At 67.2% G+C, this 18553-nt stretch carries 19 protein-coding genes; 7 read left to right on the forward strand and 12 right to left on the reverse strand.

The window, feature by feature from the left end; translation table 11 throughout:
* The first annotated feature begins 8 nt into the window (after positions 1 to 8).
* On the forward strand, positions 9 to 1271 hold the full coding sequence (locus tag AB6A69_RS05365) for an FCSD flavin-binding domain-containing protein (protein WP_371055701.1): 1263 nt from the start codon (positions 9 to 11) through the stop codon (positions 1269 to 1271).
* 54 nt (positions 1272 to 1325) lie between these two features.
* Here the strand turns inward: AB6A69_RS05365 and AB6A69_RS05370 are convergent, their stop codons facing one another.
* Positions 1326 to 2519 (reverse strand): FAD-binding domain-containing protein, encoded by a 1194-nt coding sequence (locus AB6A69_RS05370; protein WP_371060008.1) that lies wholly within the window; start codon positions 2517 to 2519, stop codon positions 1326 to 1328.
* Positions 2520 to 2682: 163 nt separating this feature from the next.
* On the opposite strand from AB6A69_RS05370, the gene AB6A69_RS05375 reads away from it, so the two are divergent.
* From AB6A69_RS05375 to AB6A69_RS05395, 5 genes are all read left to right on the forward strand, one after another.
* Entirely contained in the window at positions 2683 to 3312 is a 630-nt protein-coding gene (locus AB6A69_RS05375; RefSeq protein ID WP_371039172.1) for an ATP-dependent Clp protease proteolytic subunit, read from the forward strand.
* Positions 3313 to 3461: 149 nt separating this feature from the next.
* A complete protein-coding gene (gene clpX / locus AB6A69_RS05380; RefSeq protein ID WP_371055699.1) occupies positions 3462 to 4727 on the forward strand; it encodes an ATP-dependent Clp protease ATP-binding subunit ClpX in 1266 nt (421 codons plus the stop codon).
* A gap of 259 nt (positions 4728 to 4986) precedes the next feature.
* Positions 4987 to 5370, forward strand: coding sequence for an NADH:ubiquinone oxidoreductase subunit NDUFA12 (locus tag AB6A69_RS05385; RefSeq protein WP_371060009.1), 384 nt, complete (start codon positions 4987 to 4989; stop codon positions 5368 to 5370).
* Positions 5371 to 5375: 5 nt separating this feature from the next.
* Positions 5376 to 5822 carry an outer membrane lipid asymmetry maintenance protein MlaD gene (gene mlaD / locus AB6A69_RS05390; protein WP_371055698.1) on the forward strand — a complete coding sequence of 149 codons (447 nt, stop codon included), beginning with the start codon at positions 5376 to 5378 and terminating at the stop codon, positions 5820 to 5822.
* A gap of 17 nt (positions 5823 to 5839) precedes the next feature.
* On the forward strand, positions 5840 to 6184 hold the full coding sequence (locus AB6A69_RS05395; protein ID WP_371060010.1) for a DUF2155 domain-containing protein: 345 nt from the start codon (positions 5840 to 5842) through the stop codon (positions 6182 to 6184).
* Here the strand turns inward: AB6A69_RS05395 and aat are convergent.
* From aat to AB6A69_RS05450, 11 genes are all read right to left on the reverse strand, one after another.
* Positions 6148 to 6813 (reverse strand): leucyl/phenylalanyl-tRNA--protein transferase, encoded by a 666-nt coding sequence (gene aat, locus AB6A69_RS05400; RefSeq protein WP_371060011.1) that lies wholly within the window; start codon positions 6811 to 6813, stop codon positions 6148 to 6150. The two genes, AB6A69_RS05395 and aat, sit on opposite strands and share 37 nt — an antisense overlap.
* Before the next feature lie 13 nt (positions 6814 to 6826).
* The gene (gene accC / locus AB6A69_RS05405) at positions 6827 to 8176 is read right to left on the reverse strand and encodes an acetyl-CoA carboxylase biotin carboxylase subunit (RefSeq protein ID WP_371060012.1); all 1350 of its coding nucleotides are present in this window, start codon (positions 8174 to 8176) and stop codon (positions 6827 to 6829) included.
* 8 nt (positions 8177 to 8184) lie between these two features.
* Positions 8185 to 8679 carry an acetyl-CoA carboxylase biotin carboxyl carrier protein gene (accB, locus tag AB6A69_RS05410; protein ID WP_371039165.1) on the reverse strand — a complete coding sequence of 165 codons (495 nt, stop codon included), beginning with the start codon at positions 8677 to 8679 and terminating at the stop codon, positions 8185 to 8187.
* A gap of 108 nt (positions 8680 to 8787) precedes the next feature.
* Positions 8788 to 9243, reverse strand: coding sequence for a hypothetical protein (locus tag AB6A69_RS05415; RefSeq protein ID WP_371060013.1), 456 nt, complete (start codon positions 9241 to 9243; stop codon positions 8788 to 8790).
* An 82-nt stretch (positions 9244 to 9325) separates the two neighbouring features.
* The gene (locus AB6A69_RS05420; protein WP_371060014.1) at positions 9326 to 9598 is read right to left on the reverse strand and encodes a glycine zipper 2TM domain-containing protein; all 273 of its coding nucleotides are present in this window, start codon (positions 9596 to 9598) and stop codon (positions 9326 to 9328) included.
* A 101-nt stretch (positions 9599 to 9699) separates the two neighbouring features.
* Complete coding sequence (gene acs / locus AB6A69_RS05425; protein WP_371060015.1) at positions 9700 to 11649, reverse strand: acetate--CoA ligase; 1950 nt, start codon at positions 11647 to 11649, stop codon at positions 9700 to 9702.
* A 68-nt stretch (positions 11650 to 11717) separates the two neighbouring features.
* Positions 11718 to 12476 (reverse strand): ABC transporter ATP-binding protein, encoded by a 759-nt coding sequence (locus AB6A69_RS05430; protein WP_371055690.1) that lies wholly within the window; start codon positions 12474 to 12476, stop codon positions 11718 to 11720.
* 12 nt (positions 12477 to 12488) lie between these two features.
* Positions 12489 to 13244: an ABC transporter ATP-binding protein gene (locus tag AB6A69_RS05435; protein ID WP_371039160.1), complete on the reverse strand. Its 756-nt coding sequence runs from the start codon at positions 13242 to 13244 to the stop codon at positions 12489 to 12491.
* Between the two features lie 12 nt (positions 13245 to 13256).
* Positions 13257 to 14483, reverse strand: coding sequence for a branched-chain amino acid ABC transporter permease (locus AB6A69_RS05440; protein WP_371039159.1), 1227 nt, complete (start codon positions 14481 to 14483; stop codon positions 13257 to 13259).
* Positions 14484 to 14487: 4 nt separating this feature from the next.
* On the reverse strand, positions 14488 to 15519 hold the full coding sequence (locus AB6A69_RS05445) for a branched-chain amino acid ABC transporter permease (protein ID WP_371060016.1): 1032 nt from the start codon (positions 15517 to 15519) through the stop codon (positions 14488 to 14490).
* Between the two features lie 91 nt (positions 15520 to 15610).
* Positions 15611 to 16957: a substrate-binding protein gene (locus tag AB6A69_RS05450; RefSeq protein WP_371039157.1), complete on the reverse strand. Its 1347-nt coding sequence runs from the start codon at positions 16955 to 16957 to the stop codon at positions 15611 to 15613.
* Positions 16958 to 17172: 215 nt separating this feature from the next.
* Between AB6A69_RS05450 and AB6A69_RS05455 the strand changes: the two genes are divergently transcribed.
* Complete coding sequence (locus AB6A69_RS05455) at positions 17173 to 18480, forward strand: helix-turn-helix domain-containing protein (RefSeq protein WP_371060017.1); 1308 nt, start codon at positions 17173 to 17175, stop codon at positions 18478 to 18480.
* The last annotated feature ends 73 nt before the right edge of the window (positions 18481 to 18553 follow it).

The raw sequence follows: 18553 nt of genomic DNA on the forward strand, positions 1-18553 counted from the left end.
GAGACCTCATGACACTCAACAGACGTGCCTTCATCGGCACCGGCGCCGCGGCCGCGGCGTCGCTCTACGCGCCGGCCGTGCTGGGACAGGGCAAGCCCCGTGTGCTCGTGGTGGGCGGCGGCGCGGGCGGCGCCACGGCCGCGCGCTACATCGCCAAGGACAGCGACGGCGCGATCGATGTGACGCTGATCGAGCCTGCGCGCAGCTACTACACCTGCTTCTTCTCGAACCTCTACATCGGCGGGTTCCGCGAGTATGACAGCCTCGCGCACTCCTACGACAAGCTCGCCAGCGACTATGGCATCAACGTCGTGCACGACTGGGCCGTGGGCGTGGACCGCGACGCCAAGACCGTCGCGCTCGCGAGCGGCGCGTCGCTGCCTTACGACAAGCTGATCCTGAGCCCCGGCATCGATTTCGTCGATGGCTCCGTCCCGGGCTGGAGCATCGACGACCAGGACACGATGCCCCATGCCTACAAGGGCGGCACCCAGGCCGCGCTGCTGAAATCCCAGGTGGAGGCCATGCCCGAGGGCGGGCTCTACGCCATGGTGGCGCCGCCCAACCCCTACCGCTGCCCGCCCGGCCCCTATGAGCGGGTCTCGATGGTGGCGCATCTGCTGAAGGCACAGAACCCGACGGCCAAGATCCTGATCGTGGACCCGAAGGCGAACTTCTCCAAGCAGGCGCTCTTCGAGGAGGGCTGGCAGAAGCACTATCCCGGCATGATCTCGCGGATCGGGCCCGATTTCGGCGGCGACAACGTCGAGGTGAACCCCGCCGAGATGACGGTCAACATCGACGGCATGGTGGAGCAGGTCGACGCGTGCAACGTCATCCCCGCGCAGCAGGCCGGCCGGATCTGCCACGAGGCGGGCCTGACCGAAGGGAACTGGGCGCCGGTCTCGGGCCACACGATGGTCTCGCGCCTCGACGAGGACGTGCATATCCTCGGCGATGCGACCGACCAGGGCGACATGCCGAAATCGGGCTACTCGGCCAACAGCCAGGCCAAGGTGGCGGCGATGGCGATCCGCGGCGCGCTCACCGGGGCGACCGTGTTCCCTGCCAAGTTCTCCAACACCTGCTGGTCGCTCATCGACACCGACGACGGCGTGAAGGTGGGCGCGACCTACGAGGCGACGGACGAGAAGATCGCCAAGGTCGACGGCTTCATCAGCGACACGGGCGAACCCGCCGATCTGCGCCGCCAGACCTACGAGGAAAGCCTCGGCTGGTATTCCGGCATCACGACCGACATGTTCGGCTGAACCGCTGCGTGCGCGGCATGCGGGGGCCGTCCTTCGGGGCGGCCCCTCGTCGTTTCAGGCCGCGGGTCGGCCGATCCCGTCCAGCAGCGAAGGGATGCGCGCCCTGAAGCTGGAGAAGCCCTGCGTGGCATGGGGCCAAGCCGCGGCGTCGTAGGGGCGCAGGATGCGGATCACGTCCCGCCCTGCAAGCGCATCGGCGGCGGGTCCCACGGGCGGGTAGGGCGTGACGACCTGCTCTATCCCGTTCGCGGCCGCCCATTCCGCGATGTCGTCGGCGCAGGAAAGACGCGTCACCGGGCCGAGCCTTGCCGCCCACCGCGCGGTGGCGTCGTCGATCGCGCCCTCCACGAATGCAAGCAGATGGGGCGCGACGGCGAGCGGCGAAAGCCCGTCGACCGAACTGAGCACCGCCGTCGCCCGCGGCGCGAGCCCCGCCTCGAAAAGGGGGCCGGGCGCAAGGTCTTCCTCGGTAAGCAGAAGCCCCGTGGCCCGGCCCGGATCCCAGCGGCCGCTTTCGGGCACGGGGCGCGGCGGCGGGGCCGGCGGACCCTCGAGCGCAGGCGCCGCGGCGGCGAGCCCTTCGGGCCGGAAGCGGCCGCCGGTGCATTTCTCGATGTTCCCGGGACGCGCGAGATACGTCCTGCCCGGCGTCTGGAGCCCGGCGACCCACCGCCATCCAAGCGTGTTGGAGGCCGGGTCGCCGTCGAGCAGGTGGCGCAGGAAGACATCGGCGCCAAGCTCCCACGGAAGGCGCAGCGTGAAGATCCAGATCGAGGCGAACCACATCCGCGCGTGATTGTGCAGATAGCCCGTCGTGGCGAGCTCCCGCGCCCAGGCGTCGAAGCAGTCGATGCCGGTTTCACCGCGGCAGGCGGCCGCCCAGTCCTGGCGAAGGCCCGCCTCGGTCTGCACGCGGTCGAGTGCACGCAAGAGGCCCGCGCGGTAGCTCGTCCAGACCGCCGGGCGCCTTTCCAGCCAGCCTTTCCAGTACGCGCGCCAGAACACCTCCTCCACGAATTTGCGGGCCGCGACCGGCGAATGCCGCCCGAGCACGGAGGCAAGCAGTTCCTCCTCGGTCACGAGCCTGCGGCGCAGCCAGGGCGACAACCCCGAGACATGGTCGTGCCGGCCGGGACCCAGATCGACATTGCGCCGCCGCGCATAGTCCGTGCCGGCGCGCGGGACGAACCGCGCGAGCCGCGCGAGGCCGGCCGCCCGGGCCGGTGGAAACTGGGTGAGTGCCTGCATGATCGGACCCTCCACGACCGGCAGAGAGCTAATGCCCGGGCCGCGCGGATCAAACGCCCGTGCCGGAGCCGTGCCGCCCCTTGCAGCCCCCCCGGTGCAACACTAAGACTCCCACAGACCGACGACGCCACGACGTCCCAGCACACAAGGCAGGCAGCCCCAGATGACCGATCCCTTCGAGACATACATGAATACCCTGGTTCCGATGGTGGTCGAGCAGACCAGCCGGGGCGAGCGCGCATACGATATCTTCTCGCGGCTCCTGAAGGAGCGCATCATCTTCGTTTCCGGGCCCGTGCATGACGGGATGTCCAGCCTCATCGTGGCGCAGCTGCTCCACCTCGAGGCGGAAAATCCGTCCAAGGAAATCTCGATGTACATCAACAGCCCGGGCGGCGTGGTGACCTCGGGGCTCTCGATCTACGACACCATGCAGTACATCAAGCCCAAGGTGTCCACGCTGGTGATCGGGCAGGCGGCCTCGATGGGCTCGCTCCTGCTTGCCGCGGGCGCGCCCGGCATGCGCTTCTCGCTGCCAAACAGCCGGATCATGGTGCATCAGCCCTCGGGCGGCTATCAGGGCCAGGCGACGGACATCATGATCCACGCCGAGGAAACGCTTAAGCTCAAGCGCCGGCTGAACGACATCTACGTCCACCACACCGGGCAGACGCTCAAGAAGATCGAAACCGCCCTCGAGCGCGATTATTTCATGTCGCCCGAGGACGCGAAGGAATGGGGCATCATCGACGAGATCGTTCAGAAGCGCGCCGAGACCGAGACGGACGCCTGATCGTTAACCGTCTCTGTTCCGAAGGCGAACCGGCCGGAAATTTGGCGTTGTGGCCGGTGGGTGGCTGACCTAAGCTGCTCCGACAGGAAGGCCGAAGCCGCGGCCCGCCGCGGCGCCCGAAAAAGACACAGCGGCCCGAAAGGTGTGATATGGCGACGAACTCCGGCGGCGACAGCAAGAACACGCTATACTGCTCGTTCTGCGGCAAGAGCCAGCACGAGGTGCGCAAACTGATCGCGGGGCCGACGGTGTTCATCTGCGATGAATGCGTCGAACTCTGCATGGACATCATCCGCGAGGAGACGAAGGGCGGCGGGCTGAAAAGCACCGACGGCGTTCCGACCCCGCGCGAGATTTCCGACGTGCTCGATGATTACGTGATCGGCCAGGCCATGGCCAAGCGCGTGCTCGCCGTGGCGGTGCACAACCACTACAAGCGCCTCGACCACGCGGCCAAATCCGGCGACATCGAACTCAGCAAGTCCAACATCCTGCTGATCGGCCCCACCGGCTGCGGCAAGACGCTGCTTGCCCAGACGCTCGCCCGCATCCTCGACGTGCCGTTCACCATGGCCGACGCCACCACGCTCACCGAGGCGGGCTATGTCGGCGAGGACGTCGAGAACATCATCCTGAAACTCCTTCAGGCCAGCGAGTACAACGTCGAGCGGGCGCAGCGCGGCATCGTCTACATCGACGAGGTGGACAAGATCACGCGCAAGTCGGAAAACCCCTCGATCACGCGCGACGTGTCGGGCGAGGGCGTGCAACAGGCCTTGCTGAAGCTCATGGAAGGCACGGTGGCGTCCGTGCCGCCGCAGGGCGGGCGCAAGCATCCGCAGCAGGAATTCCTGCAGGTGGACACGACGAACATCCTGTTCATCTGCGGCGGGGCCTTCGCGGGGCTCGACAAGATCATCGCACAGCGCGGCAAGGGCTCGGCGATGGGCTTCGGGGCCGATGTGCGCGCCCCGGACGAGCGCGGCGTGGGAGAGATCTTCACGGCGCTCGAGCCCGAGGATCTGCTGAAATTCGGCCTGATCCCCGAATTCGTCGGCCGTCTGCCGGTCATCGCCACGCTCGAGGATCTGGACGAGGATGCGCTGGTGACGATCCTGACCCAGCCGAAGAACGCGCTCGTCAAGCAGTATCAGCGGCTCTTCGAGCTCGAGGACGTGCAACTCACCTTCACGGACGAGGCGCTTCAGGCGATCGCCAAGCGCGCGATCCGCCGCAAGACGGGGGCGCGGGGTCTGCGGTCCATCCTCGAGGACATCCTGCTCGACACCATGTTCGAGCTCCCCGGCATGGACTCCGTCACCGAGGTCGTGGTCAACGAAGAGGCGGCGACCTCCGACGCCAAACCGCTGATGATCTACGCCGACCAGAAGAAGGAAGGCGCGAGCGCCGGCTGAGGCCGGGAGAACGCGCAGACCGGATCCAAGATCGGAACGGCCATCGACCGCGGTGGCGTGCTCATGGCGCTTTCAGCGATATGGGGTGCCTGTGTCGGATGCTCCGGCCCGCCTTCGCGGCGGCCGAAGCGGTTCGGCGCGGCGATCCTGTGGCGCCGCGGCACGCGGCTCTTGCCGGCATCGTGAATGCCGCGCGGCGCACCACTGGACCTTGCCTGCGCGCTGGTCCATATGGAACAGGTGATATCCGGAGGCGTCGATGGGCATCCTTAGTTTCCTGAACCGATCGGTCACCTGGTGGAATGGCCAGACGCTTGGCACGCAGTTCTTCACCTGGCGTCATGGCGAGCGGGTGGGCGAGGATACGCAGGGCAACGTGTTCTACCGCAACCGCGACGACAGCCGCCGCTGGGTGGTGTTCAACGGCGAAGCCGAGGCAAGCCGCGTGGACCCGGACTGGCATGGATGGTTGCACCGCACATGGGACGAGCCGCCGACTGACCGGCCGCTGCCTCACAAGCCGTGGGAAAAACCTCATCAGGAGAATCTCACCGGCACGCCGCTTGCCTATGCGCCGCGAGGCTCGATCCGCCGCGTCGCGCCGGACGAGCAGCGCGACTACGAGCCCTGGACCCCGGAGTAGACGCGATGTCTGACCACCGGGCGGAAAGTCTCGTGGGCGGCGTGGTCCTTGCGGCGGCCATCGGTTTCGTCGTCTACGCGGCCCAGATCACCGGCTTTTCCCGCGACGGCGGGTCCTATCCGCTGACCGCGAGTTTCCGTTCGCTCGAAGGCGTGGGCGTGGGTACCGACGTGCGCCTTGCCGGCGTGAAGATCGGGACCGTGACGGATATCAGCCTCAATCCCGAAACCTACCGGGCCGACACGGTCTTCACCGTGCGCGAGGGCGTGCAGATCCCCGACGACAGCGCGATCCTCGTCGCCTCTGAGGGCCTCCTCGGCGGCAACTACGTCGAGATTTCGCCGGGCGGGTCGCTGTTCTACCTGGAACCGGGGGAAGAGATCATCGACACCCAGAGCTCCGTGAGCCTCGTGACGCTTCTCCTGAAGTTCTTCACAGAGGGCGACGAGTGATCCGCAGGACGGCTTTCATGCTGGCGCTCGCCGGGCTTCCCGTCGCCTCCGCGGCGCAGGAAGCGGCCGAACGCGGCACCGGCGCCGTGCTGCGTGGGCTCGACAAGATCAGCGGCACGGTCGAGGATGTGACCCTCGTGAACGGGGCGCGGGTCACGCTCGGGCGGCTCGAGATCTCTCTTCGCGAGTGCCGCTACCCGGAGGGCGATCCTTCCGGCGATGCCTGGGCGTATGTCGTCATCCGGGAGGACGGCAAGGCGGAGCCCGTCTTCGCCGGCTGGATGACCGCGGCCTCGCCCGCGCTCAACGCGCTCGATCACGCGCGCTACGACGTCTGGGTATTGCGCTGCACCACGTCCTGAGGCGTGGCCGGCAGCGCCGGCGCTGTGAAATCGGCCGTTTCCTCGAGGGCCGCGCGCAAGCGGCGATGATACTCTGCGCGAGAGATCTCCACCGCGCCGAGCGAGGCGAGATGTGGCGTCAGGAACTGGGTGTCGAACAGCAGGAATCCCGCAAGCCGCAGCCGGTCCACAAGGTAGGCGAGCGCGATCTTGGAGGCGTCGGTCCGACGCGAGAACATGCTTTCGCCGAAAAAGGCCGCCCCCAGGGTTACCCCGTAAACCCCGCCAGCAAGCGCGCCATCCATCCAGATTTCCAGCGAATGAGCGTGGCCCATGCGATGCAGGGCGACGTAAAGGCGCCGGATCTCGTCGTTGATCCATGTCTCGGAGCGGTCGGCACAGCGGTCCATGACCGCCTCGAAAGCGGTATCGACGGTCACCGAGAAGCCGCCGCGCCGCATCCGCCGGGCCAGGCTTCGGGAGATGTGGAAGCGATCGAGTTCGAAGACGCCCCGGCGTCTCGGGTCCACCCAGAAGACGGTGTCGTCCTCCCGGTGCTCGGCCATGGGGAAAAGCCCCATCGCGTAGGCGTGCAGGACGAGTTCGGGCGTCAGCGCGACGTCCTGCCGGGCGGGTGGCGGGCCGGTCATGGCACGCCCTGCGCTAGGCGTCGAGGGTCGTCTCCAGCCATGTCTCCAGCCAGTGGATTGTGTAATCGCCCGATTGCACGGCCGGCGCGTCGAGCAGGCGTCGGAAAAGCGGGATCGTGGTGTCCACGCCGTCCACGATAAGCTCTCCGAGGGCGCGGTTCAGCCGCGCCATCGCCTCTGCCCGGTCACGCCCGTGCACGATGAGCTTGCCGATCAGGCTGTCGTAGAAGGGGGGGATCACGTAGCCGTCGTAAAGCGCGGAATCCATCCGGACGCCCAGCCCGCCCGGCGCGTGATACTGGGTGATGCGCCCCGGGGACGGGGCGAAATCCGGCAGGCGCTCCGCGTTGATGCGCACCTCGATGGCGTGGCCGTTGATGGTGAGGTCGTCCTGCGTGAAGGACAGCGGATAGCCCTCGGCCACGCGGATCTGCTCTCGCACGAGATCGACGCCGTAGATCGCTTCGGTCACGGGGTGTTCGACCTGAAGGCGCGTGTTCATCTCGATGAAATAGAATTCGCCCGCCTCGTAGAGAAACTCGATGGTGCCCGCGCCGGAATAGCCGATCCGGGCCACGGCGTCCGCGCAGACCTTGCCGATATGCGCGCGCTCCTCGGGGCTGATGCAGGGGCCCGGCGCCTCCTCGAAAACCTTCTGGTGGCGCCGCTGGAGCGAACAGTCGCGCTCGCCCAGATGCACGGCGTGGCCCTTGCCGTCGCCGAAGACCTGAACCTCGATGTGGCGCGGGGTGGTCAGGTATTTCTCGATATAGACCTCGTCGTTGCCGAACGCGGCCTTGCCCTCGGCGCGGGCGGTGCGAAACGCGCGCTCCATCTCCTCGGACGAGCGGGCGACCTTCATGCCGCGTCCTCCGCCGCCCGCGGTCGCCTTCACGATCACCGGATAGCCGATCTCCGCGCCGAGCGCGCGCGCCTCCTCGAGCGAGGTGACACCCCCCTCCGAGCCGGGCACGCAAGGCACGCCGAGCGCCTTCATCGTGTCCTTGGCGGTGATCTTGTCGCCCATGATGCGGATGTGTTCGGCCGACGGGCCGATGAAGGTGAGGCCGTGATCCTCGACGATCTGGACGAACTGCGCATTCTCGGACAAGAAACCGTAGCCCGGATGGATCGCTTGCGCGCCCGTGACCTCGCAGGCGGAGATGATCGCCGGCACCGACAGGTAGCTCAGCGTCGCGGAGGGCGGACCGATGCAGACGCTTTCGTCCGCCATGCGCACATGCATCGCGTCGGCGTCGGCCGTGGAATGGACCGCGACGCTGGCGATACCCATCTCGCGGCAGGCACGGATCACGCGAAGCGCGATTTCGCCCCGGTTTGCGATGAGGACCTTGTCGAACATGGCGCGGCTCACTCGATGATCACGAGGGGTGCGCCGTATTCCACCGCCGAGCCGTCCTCGACGAGGATACGCTTGACCGTGCCCGCGCGCGGCGCGGGGATGTGGTTCATGGTCTTCATCGCCTCGACGATGAGCAGGGTATCACCTTCGGAGACGCCGGTGCCGACGCTCACGAAAGGCGGGGCGCCGGGCTCGGGCTGCATGTACACCGTGCCCACCATGGGCGAGGTCACGGCGCCCGGGTGGCTGGCAAGGTCGTCGGGCGTGGCGGCCTCGGCGGGCGCGGCGGCGTCCCGCGCGGGGGCCGGCGACGGCGCGGGGGCCGGGGCAGGGGCCTGCACGAGCTGGGGCTGCGCCTGCGTTGCGCGGCTGACCACGACGCTCAGCGTGTCCGCCTCGCCGTAGGCCCGGTCCACCTGGATCTCGGTGAGATCGGTTTCCCGCAGCAGTTCGGCCAGCGCGCGGATGAAGGCCACGTCGTCGTCGTGCGTGTGTGTCGTCATGTCGTCCTCGGCCATTGCCCCGGGGCGTGCCCGCCCGGCGCCGCCCCCTCCTGATTTGGCCGTGTATAGGGCATGGCCCGGGGCGAGGAAAGCGGCGTGATCGCCGGCTCAGGCCCCCTTCCGCGGGGCGCCGAGGGCGTCGGTCGGGGTCACGGCCGGCGGCGTGCCGGCGCGAGCGGCCCCTGCGCCTTCGCGGTCCTCGGCCGGCGTTTCGGTGTCTGCCCCGACGACCAAGTCGGGACGCAGGGCCGCCGCGTCGGTCCGCTGGTACGGATTTCGCGCGGCGGCCGCAGCCGCTTCGTCCGCACGCCGTTCGGCCTGTTCGCGAAGCAGGCTGTCGATTTTCATCTGCAGGATCGAGGGCGGCGCGCTGTGGCCGTCGCGGCGGGCGCGTTGGGGCGCGCCGTAACGGCGCAGGTCGTGATCAAGACCGGCGCCGTCGCCACCTCGTGTCGGAGCCACGCGGGTGTCGGTGGCCTGCGGCGCAGGGGCCGCGGGAAGCGAGAGCGGGTAGGTGGCGGCGTGCGGCGCGGCTTGAAAGATGGAAGACCCCAGAAAGGACATCGGGACACGCTTTCGTTCCGTTCGAACCCCCGCACCCCTTGTCGCAGGCGCGCCTTGACGAAACCTTAACGCGTCCCGGATTTCAGCAGGGGGCCACGCGGTAGCCGCTGCCGCGCGTGGCGTAGGCGCACCGACCGGTGTCCCGGTTGCGGGCGATGAGCGCGCCGGCGGCCGCGCCGGTCAGCGTGCCGATGATGACCCAGTCGTCGTCGTCGGTCAGTTCCCGCGCGGTGATGAGCCCGACCGCCGCGCCGGTCAGCCCGCCGACGACGACCCTCTCCTCTCGGGTGAGGTTCTCGCATGCCGAAACGGCCAGCATCGCGGTGCAGGTGAAGGCGAGGGACAGTCGTCGCATCGGGGATCTCCTTTCGATCGGTCGCAAGGGTGCGCCTCAAGCCACCCTCGCGCAATGACCGCGATCAAGCGGCGCACACTCTGGGCGCGCGCCGCGCGGGATCACTCCCGGTTCATCCGGTTGTCGATCAGATCGTCCACCACGCCGGGGTCCGCGAGGGTCGAGGTGTCGCCAAGGCTGCCGTAATCGTTCTCGGCGATCTTGCGCAGGATGCGGCGCATGATCTTGCCCGAGCGCGTCTTGGGCAGGCCCGGCGACCACTGGATGAGGTCGGGAGACGCGATCGGCCCGATCTCCTGGCGGACCCAGTCGCGCAGTTCCTTGCGCAGCTCGTCCGAGGGCTCGACATCGTTCATGAGCGTCACGTAGCAATAGATCCCCTGACCCTTGATCGCGTGCGGGTATCCGACGACGGCGGCCTCGGCCACCTTGGCGTGCGCAACCAGCGCCGATTCGACCTCCGCGGTGCCCATGCGGTGGCCCGAGACGTTGATGACGTCGTCCACGCGCCCGGTGATCCAGTAATCGCCATCCGCATCGCGCCGGCAGCCGTCACCGGTGAAATAGTGGCCCTTGTATTGCTGGAAGTAGGTCGCCTCGAAGCGGCTGTGATCGCCCCAGACGGTGCGCATCTGGCCGGGCCAGCTGTCCTTCAGCGCCAGCACGCCCTCGGCGGGCAAATCATCGATTTCCTCACCCGACTGCGGATCCAGAACCACGGGCTGGACGCCGAAGAAGGGCCGCATGGCCGAGCCGGGCTTCGTGGCATGGGCGCCGGGCAGCGGCGTGATGAGATGGCCGCCGGTCTCGGTCTGCCACCAGGTGTCCACGATCGGGCAATTCCCCTTGCCGACGACCGTGTTGTACCAGTTCCACGCCTCGGGGTTGATGGGCTCGCCCACGGTCCCGAGAATGCGCAGCGACGACAGATCGCATTTCGTGACGAACTCGTCGCCCTGGCCCATCAGCGCGCGGATCGCGGTGGGCGCGGTGTAGAACTGATTGACCTTGTGCTTTTCGCAGACCTGCCAGAAGCGGCTCGCGTCGGGGTAGGTGGGCACGCCCTCGAACATCAGCGTCGTGGCGCCGTTCGCCAGCGGCCCGTAAACGATGTAGCTGTGCCCCGTCACCCAGCCCACGTCCGCGGTGCACCAGAAGATGTCGCCGTCGTGGTAGTCGAAGGTGATCTGCTGCGTGATCGCGGCATGGAGGAGATAGCCGCCCGAACTGTGCACGACCCCCTTGGGCTGGCCGGTCGACCCGCTGGTGTAGAGGATGAAGAGCGGATCCTCCGCGTTCATTTCCGCGGGCGGGCAGTCGTCGTCGACCTTCTCGGCCTCCTCGTGCCACCAGTAATCGCCCGTGGAGCGCCAGGCCACCTGGTCGCCGGTGCGCCGCACGACAAGGCATTTGACCTCGTCGAAGTCGCGCAGCAGCGCCTGGTTCACGTTGTCCTTGAGCTTGGTCTTGCGGCCGCCGCGCGGTGCGCTGTCCGCGGTGATGACCAGCTTCGCGTCGCACCCGTTGACGCGGGCCGACAGCGCGTCGGGCGAGAAGCCCGCGAAGACCACCGAATGGATCGCGCCGATGCGTGCGCAGGCGAGCATCGCGTAGGCCGCCTCGGGGATCATCGGCAGGTAGATCACGACGCGGTCGCCCTTGCCGATACCGAGCGACCTGAGCACGTTCGCCATCCTGCAGACCTGCCCGTGCAGCTCCCGGTAGGTGATGTGCTGCGCGTCATCGCCGGGCTCGTCGGGCTCCCATATGATCGCGGTCTGGTCGCCGCGCGTCTCGAGGTGCCGGTCGATGCAGTTGGCCGCCACGTTCAGCGTGCCGTCCTCGAACCACTTGATGTGAACGTTGCCGAAATCGAAGCTGACGTCCTTCACCTTTGTGAAGGGCGTCATCCAGTCGATCCGCTCCATCGCCTCGCGCTTCCAGAACCCCTCGGGGTCCGAAACGCTTTCGGAATACATCTTCTCGTAGGTTTCCGCGGTGACATGCGCGCGCGAAATGGTTTCCGCGGAAGGCGGATAGGTGTCGGTCATTGCTCCTCCCCTCGTCCTTTTTTCCCGCCCGTTCCCGCGTCCAGCCGGCCAGGGGCGGTCGATCCGGCTCAGATCGCCAGATATTCGGCGCGGAGTTCCTCGTTCTCGAGGACCTCCGTCGCGGAACCGTCAAACACGATGGACCCCGTGTCAAGAATGACGGCCCGGTCGGCCAGTTGCAGCGCGCGCACCGCGTTCTGCTCCACCAGGATCGTCGTCATCCCCTGCTCCTTCACGGTGTGAAGCGTGCGCTCGATTTCGTCCACGATCACCGGGGCGAGACCCTCGTAGGGCTCGTCCAGAAGCAGCAGCTTGATGTCGCGCGCGAGCGCGCGGGCGATCGCCAGCATCTGCTGCTCGCCCCCCGACAGCGTCACGCCTTCCTGCTTGCGGCGCTCCCCGAGACGCGGAAAAAGATCGTAGATCCGCTCGAGCGACCAGCCAACAGGCGGCGCGATCTGCGCCAGCTGCAGGTTTTCCTCGACCGTCAGGCCAGCGATGACTCGCCGATCCTCCGGCACCAGGCCCAGCCCGCCGATGGTCGAGGCCTCGTGGGCCTTCATTCTGTGCAGAGGCTGGTGGTCGAGCCAGAGCTCCCCGTGGGTCACCTGCGGGTTGTCGAGCCGCGCCAGCGAACGCAGGGTGGTGGTCTTGCCCGCGCCGTTGCGGCCGAGCAGCGCCAGGATCTCGCCCTCGTGGACGTTGAAGCTGATGCCCTGCACGATGTAGCTTTCGCCGTAATAGGCGTGCATGTCCCAGACCGAGAGGAAGGCGGGCGCCGTCTCGGCCATGTTGGCGTTCTTGGAGAAGTCGGGTTTGACGTTCATGACAGAGTCTCCTTACGCGGCTTCGCCGAGATAGGCTTCCTGCACCTTCGGATGGCCCTTGATGTTCTCGGGCGTGTCCTCGACCAGCGGCGTGCCCTGGGCGAGCACGGTGATCCGCTCGGCGAGGCTGAAGACGACGTGCATGTCGTGCTCGATGATCGCCATGGTGATGTCGCGCTTCTCCTTGATCTCCTTCAGAAGGTCGATCGTGTTGTTGGTGTCGGCGCGGCTCATGCCCGCGGTCGGCTCGTCCAGAAGCAGGAGGCGCGGCTCCTGCACCAGGCACATCGCCATCTCCAGCCGGCGCTTGTCCCCCCGCGACAGCGATGCGGAGTGCATGTTGCGCTTGTCCAGCATGTTGACGTCGTGCAGCATTTCCTCTGCCTTGGCGACAAGGTCGTGCTCGTCCAGCATGTGTTCGTAGGCGTGCATCCGGAACATCCCGTCACGCTTGGCGAAACACGGGATCATGACATTCTCGAGCACGGTGAGATCGCCGAAGATCTCGGGCGTCTGGAACACCCGCGAGATGCCCATCTGGTTGATCTCGTAGGGCTTGCGCCCCAGCACCGACTGGCCGTCGAACATCACCGAGCCGGTGTCGGGGATCAGCTTGCCCACGAGGCAGTTCAGCAGCGTGGACTTGCCCGCGCCGTTCGGTCCGATGATGGCGTGAACGGTGTTCTCCCGGACCGAGAGATTGACTTCGGAAAGCGCCTTCAGGCCGCCGAAGCGCTTGTTGACGTCCTTGACTTCGAGGATTCCCATGATGCGTATTCCTCACTCGGCCACGTGCGGCTGGGGCTTGGGGTGATGCTCCGGGTCGTCGCCGGAGCCCGCGGTCTTCTTCTTCTTGCGGCGGAAGAGCCGCGCGATGCGCTGCCCGCCCTCCACGAGTCCGCCCGGCAGGAAGATCACGACGAGCATGAACATGATGCCGAGGGTGAGGTGCCAGCCCTTGCCCACGAAGGGATAGATGATGGTCACCATGATGTCGGAGAGCCCGTCGGGCATGAAGGCGAACCACTGCTCCAGCACGCCCTTGTTGATCTTCGACAGGATGTTCTCGAGATACTTGATCAGCCCGGCGCCGAGCACCGGCCCGATCAGCGTGCCCGCGCCGCCGAGGATGGTCATCAGCACCACCTCGCCCGAGGCGGTCCAGATCATGCGCTCGGCCCCCGCAAGCGGGTCCATCGCCACCATCAGCCCGCCCGCGAGGCCGGCATACATGCCGGAGATCACGAAGGCGGCCAGGGTATAGGGCTTGGAGTTGAGACCGGTATAGTTCATCCGCTGCTGGTTCGACTTCACCGCGCGCAGCATCATCCCGAAGGGCGAGCGGAACAGCCGGATCGCGAGGTAGAACGCGACCAGCATGAGCAGCGCCGCGAAGTAGTAGCCGACGGAGAAGGTGAACACCCACTCGCCCATGGCGAGCTGCGTGTTGTCGTTCATTTCCAGCCCGAAGAGGTGCGGGACGGGGATGTTGCCGTCGGGCGTCGCGCTCGCCCCGATGACGCGCGGATCGTCGAGGCTGAGTTGCAGCCCCGTCTCGCCGCCCGTGACGGGCGTGAGCACCGAGTAGGCCAGCGCGTAGCACATCTGCGCGAAGGCCAGCGTCAGGATGGCGAAGTAGATCCCCGACCGGCGCAGCGAGATCCAGCCGATGATCAGCGAGAGCAGGCCCGCGAACACGACGGAGATGAGGATCGCCGGGATCACGTTCATGGTCAGCAGCTTCATCATCCAGACCCCGGCGTAGGAGCCCACGCCGAGGAAGGCCGCGTGTCCGAAGGACAGATATCCGGTGAGCCCGAACAGGATGTTGAAGCCGATCGCGAAGATCCCGAAGATCACGAAGCGCTGCATCAGGTCCGGGTAGCCGGCGTTGAATTGCGCCAGGCCGGATTCCGTCGGGAAGGGGTTCAGCAGGAAGGGCGCGAAAAGCACCAGGGCGAAGACGACGAGGAAAAGCGTCGCATCCTTGCGGTTGAGTCCGAGCATTGGCTTATTCCTCCATCACGCCCTTGCGGCCCATGAGGCCACGCGGACGGCTCAGCAGAACGATGATGGCGACGAGGTAGATGATGATCTGGTTGATGCCCGGCAGCACCGAGATCACCTCCGACATCGACGCGAAGCTTTGCAGGATGCCCAGAAGGAAGCCCGCGAGCACCGCGCCCGGCAGGCTTCCCATGCCGCCCACGACCACGACCACGAAGCTCAGCACCAGGAAATCCATGCCCATGTGGTAGTTGGGCGAAAGGATTGGCGTGTACATCACCCCGGCAAGGCCGGCCACGATCGCGGCGATCGCGAACATGACGGTGAAGCGCTTGTCGATGTCGATGCCCAGCAGGCCCACCGTCTCGCGGTCGGCCATGCCTGCCCGCACGACCATGCCGAAGGTGGTGAATTGCAGGAAGGCGAAGACGGCCGCGATCACGATCATGGCGAAGCCGAAATAGACCAGCCGCCAGTACGGGTATAGGATCGTGTTCGGATCGAAGCCAAGCAGCACGCCGAAATCGAACGATCCCTTGAACGCGTCGGGCGCGGGCGTCGGAATGGGGTTCGCGCCGTAATAGAACTTGATGATCTCCTGCAGCACGATCGCAAGTCCGAAGGTCACGAGGATCTGGTCCGCGTGCGGGCGCTTGTAGAAGTAGCGGATGAGGCCGCGCTCCATCGCGTAGCCCACGAAGGCCATGATCGGGATCGCGACGAGGATGGAGATGGGCACCGACCAGTCGATGATGGCGCCGCCGAGCTGGGGCCCGAACCACTCTTCGATGTAGGTGTTCTGGACCTTGAGCGGATTGCCGAGGAAGTCGACCCGCTCGGGATCGACCGTCTCGAAGGAGAGACCGAGCACGTAGGACACTGTCACGGCGACGAAGGCGCCGATCATGAACAGCGCGCCGTGCGCGAAATTGACCACGCCGAGCGTGCCGAAGATCAGCGTCAGACCGAGCGCGATCAGCGCGTAAGCCGAGCCCTTGTCGAGCCCGTTGAGGATTTGCAGGATTATCGCGTCCATGGCCCCCGCCTCTCATGTTGTCGGGACGCGCCGCGCGCGGCGGCGGCGCGGGAAGGGGCGGGCGCCGTGGCGCCCGCGCCCCGCGGTTGGATCAGGCGCCGTTGTTGCAGCTGCCGAGCGAGCCGCCCGCGAACTGCGGGTGATCCGGGGCGTAGGTGACCTGGTCCACAGGCGTGATCTCGACGATCTCCAGCAGGTCGAACTCGGATTGCGGGTTCTCCTTGCCCTTCACCACGAGCACGTCCTTGAAGCACTGGTGATCCTCGGCCCGGTAGAGGGTCGGACCGTTGCCGAGCCCGTCGAACTCGAAGCCCTCGAGCGCCTCGACCACGGCACAGGGCTGGAAGCTGCCGGCCCGTGCGACCGCGTCCGCGTAAAGCAGCGTCTGGACATAGCAGGTGTGCGCGGCCTGGCTCGGCGGGAAGCCGTATTTCTCGCCGAAGGAGCGCACGAAGGCCTGGCTGCCCTCGTCGGGCAGGGACCAGTGCCAGTTGGTCGAGCCGAAGATGCCCTTGATGTTCTCGCCCGCGCCCCGCGCCATGAGGCGCGAGAAGAGCGGCACGACGATCTGGAAGTCCTTGCCGTTGGCCTGCGCCTCGCGAAGGCCGAATTGCACGGCGTTGGTGAGCGAGTTCACCATGTCGCCGCCGTAGTGGTTCAGCACGAGGACGTCGGCGCCCGATTGCAGCACCGGCGTGATGTAGGACGAGAAATCGCCGGCGCCCAGCGGCGTCTTCACCGCGTTCACCGTCTCCCAGCCCATCGCCTCGGTGCTTTCCTTGATGGCCTGCTCGGTGGTGTAGCCCCAGTTGTAGTCGGCGGTCAGGTGATAGGCCTTGCGGTCGGTGCCGTAGGCGTTCGCCAGCACCGGCGCGAGGGCCGCGCCCGACATGTAGGAGTTGAAGAAGTGGCGGAAGCCGTTCGCGCGCTTGTCCTTGCCGGTGGTGTCGTTGGCGTGCGTGAGGCCGGCCATGAAGATCACGCCCGCCTCCTGGCAGAGCGCCTGCACGGCCACGGCCACGCCCGAGGACGAGCCGCCGGTGATCATGATGGCGCCGTCCTTCTCGATCATCGAGCGGGCCGATGCGCGCGCGGCGTCCGACTTGGTCTGGGTGTCGCCGGTGACGAATTCCACCTTCTTGCCGAGGATGCCGTTGCCTTCCAGCGCCTTGGAGCTGAAGGTGCGGAGCATTCCGCCATCCCCCTCGCCGTTGAGGTGTTCGACGGCCAGTTCGTAGGCGCGCAGCTCGTCGGCGCCCTCGTCGGCGTAGGGCCCGCTCTGGGGCACGTTGAAGCCGAGCGTGACCGTGCTGCCCGTGGGCTCGTTCGTGAAGGCGTGAGCCGAGCTCGCCGTGAAAATCGTCGGCAGCGCGAGGCCCGCGCCCGCGCCGGCACCCGTCTTCAGCACGCCGCGGCGCGTGAGGTTGGTCTTGGACATGTCATCCTCCCAGTACATGAGTGCGCCCGGGACTCCTCTCTTCCCCGGCGCGAGCACTTCTGTGCAAAGCCAGTATCACGCAATAAAAGAAAACGTCGCAACAACTGTCTTGAAAGAATGAACTTTTTTGTAAATATCTACACAGGCTGACGTTGCGGACTGTAAAGATATTATTCGGCAGTGCAGAAAGCCTTTGAATTGCGGAGGATTTGGCGATGACGCCCGAGGCCCTCACCGGCACCCGTATCCGGGAGCGGCGCGTGATGGCCGGGCTGAAGCAGGCCGAACTGGCCCGCCTTGCCGGGATCTCGCCCAGCTACCTGAACCTGATCGAGCACAACCGCCGGAGAATCGGCGGCAAGCTGCTGCTGTCCATCGCCGAGGCGCTGGGCGTGCAATCCTCCCTTCTGAGCGAGGGCGCGGAGGCCGCGCTCGTGGCCGGGCTGCGCGAAGCCGCCGCACGGCGCGGAGGTCACAGCGCCGAGCTCGACCGCGCGGAGGAATTCGCCGGACGCTTCCCCGGCTGGGCGGAACTGCTCGTGGATGCGCGACGGCGCATCGACGCGCTCGAGCGTACGGTCGAGTCGCTGTCGGACCGCCTGACCCATGATCCGCACCTCGCGGCGTCCATGCACGAGGTGCTGTCGACCGTGACGGCGATCCGGTCCACCGCGGCGATCCTGGCCGAGACCGGAGAGCTGGAGCCCGAGTGGCAGGACCGCTTCCACCGCAACCTCAACGAGGACAGCCGCCGCCTGGCGGGGGCGGTGCAGGGGCTGGTGAATTTCCTCGACGCGGCGGGCGAGGACGGCGCCAACCTCACATCGCCGCAGGAAGAGCTCGAGGCGTTTTTCGGCGGGCGTGCCTACCACTTCGGCGAGCTGGAGGGGCCGTCGGCCGATATCGACGCGCTGCTGGACGGTGATGCGGCGCCGGTTTCGACCGCCGCGCGCGCCACGGCGCGGCGGCTTCTGGAGCGGTATCGGGCCGACGCGGTCGCGATGCCGCTTTCCAGGGTAGCGCGGGTGGTAGCGCGCGACGGCCCGGATCCGGCGGCGCTCGCACGGGCAAGCGGCACCGATCTTGCCGCCGCCATGCGACGCCTCGCCCAGCTGCCCGCGGATCTCGTGCCCGCGCCGCTTGGCCTGGTGATCTGCGACGGGGCAGGCACGCTCACCTTCCGCAAGCCGCTCGACGATTTCGCGCTGCCGCGGTTCGGGGCGGGCTGCCCCTACTGGCCGCTTTTCGAGGCGCTGTCGCGGCCGGCGCAGCCGGTGGCGCGCCTGATGGCGCCGGCGGGCGCCGGCCCGCGCCTGTTCCGCGGGCTTGCCGTGGCCCAGCCCGCGTCCCCGGCCGGTTTCGACCGTCCCGGCCTTTTCGAGGCGACCATGCTGATCGTGCCCGTCGCGCCCTCCGCCGAGGAAGACGCTCCGGCCCTGCCGGTGGGCGTGAGCTGCCGGATCTGCCCGCAGCCCGCCTGTCCCGGCCGGCGCGAGCCCTCGATCCTGGCAGAGGGCTTTTGACTTGCGCCGAAGGAGTGGTGTTTACTCGACCGAAAACGCGAGACCGCGGCAATCGCGGCGTGGGAGGAGAGGA

Origin of the sequence: Rhodosalinus sp. 5P4, assembly GCF_041365695.1 — a bacterium.
GTDB lineage: Bacteria > Pseudomonadota > Alphaproteobacteria > Rhodobacterales > Rhodobacteraceae > Rhodosalinus.

Bases quoted from the DNA above. Each gene is read 5' to 3' on its own strand.
- AB6A69_RS05365 (WP_371055701.1), top strand. From the start codon at position 9: ATGACACTCAACAGACGTGCCTTCATCGGCACCGGCGCCGCGGCCGCG.
- AB6A69_RS05370 (WP_371060008.1), bottom strand. From the start codon at position 2,519: ATGCAGGCACTCACCCAGTTTCCACCGGCCCGGGCGGCCGGCCTCGCG.
- AB6A69_RS05375 (WP_371039172.1), top strand. From the start codon at position 2,683: ATGACCGATCCCTTCGAGACATACATGAATACCCTGGTTCCGATGGTG.
- clpX (WP_371055699.1), top strand. From the start codon at position 3,462: ATGGCGACGAACTCCGGCGGCGACAGCAAGAACACGCTATACTGCTCG.
- AB6A69_RS05385 (WP_371060009.1), top strand. From the start codon at position 4,987: ATGGGCATCCTTAGTTTCCTGAACCGATCGGTCACCTGGTGGAATGGC.
- mlaD (WP_371055698.1), top strand. From the start codon at position 5,376: ATGTCTGACCACCGGGCGGAAAGTCTCGTGGGCGGCGTGGTCCTTGCG.
- AB6A69_RS05395 (WP_371060010.1), top strand. From the start codon at position 5,840: ATGCTGGCGCTCGCCGGGCTTCCCGTCGCCTCCGCGGCGCAGGAAGCG.
- aat (WP_371060011.1), bottom strand. From the start codon at position 6,813: ATGACCGGCCCGCCACCCGCCCGGCAGGACGTCGCGCTGACGCCCGAA.
- accC (WP_371060012.1), bottom strand. From the start codon at position 8,176: ATGTTCGACAAGGTCCTCATCGCAAACCGGGGCGAAATCGCGCTTCGC.
- accB (WP_371039165.1), bottom strand. From the start codon at position 8,679: ATGACGACACACACGCACGACGACGACGTGGCCTTCATCCGCGCGCTG.
- AB6A69_RS05415 (WP_371060013.1), bottom strand. From the start codon at position 9,243: ATGTCCTTTCTGGGGTCTTCCATCTTTCAAGCCGCGCCGCACGCCGCC.
- AB6A69_RS05420 (WP_371060014.1), bottom strand. From the start codon at position 9,598: ATGCGACGACTGTCCCTCGCCTTCACCTGCACCGCGATGCTGGCCGTT.
- acs (WP_371060015.1), bottom strand. From the start codon at position 11,649: ATGACCGACACCTATCCGCCTTCCGCGGAAACCATTTCGCGCGCGCAT.
- AB6A69_RS05430 (WP_371055690.1), bottom strand. From the start codon at position 12,476: ATGAACGTCAAACCCGACTTCTCCAAGAACGCCAACATGGCCGAGACG.
- AB6A69_RS05435 (WP_371039160.1), bottom strand. From the start codon at position 13,244: ATGGGAATCCTCGAAGTCAAGGACGTCAACAAGCGCTTCGGCGGCCTG.
- AB6A69_RS05440 (WP_371039159.1), bottom strand. From the start codon at position 14,483: ATGCTCGGACTCAACCGCAAGGATGCGACGCTTTTCCTCGTCGTCTTC.
- AB6A69_RS05445 (WP_371060016.1), bottom strand. From the start codon at position 15,519: ATGGACGCGATAATCCTGCAAATCCTCAACGGGCTCGACAAGGGCTCG.
- AB6A69_RS05450 (WP_371039157.1), bottom strand. From the start codon at position 16,957: ATGTCCAAGACCAACCTCACGCGCCGCGGCGTGCTGAAGACGGGTGCC.
- AB6A69_RS05455 (WP_371060017.1), top strand. From the start codon at position 17,173: ATGACGCCCGAGGCCCTCACCGGCACCCGTATCCGGGAGCGGCGCGTG.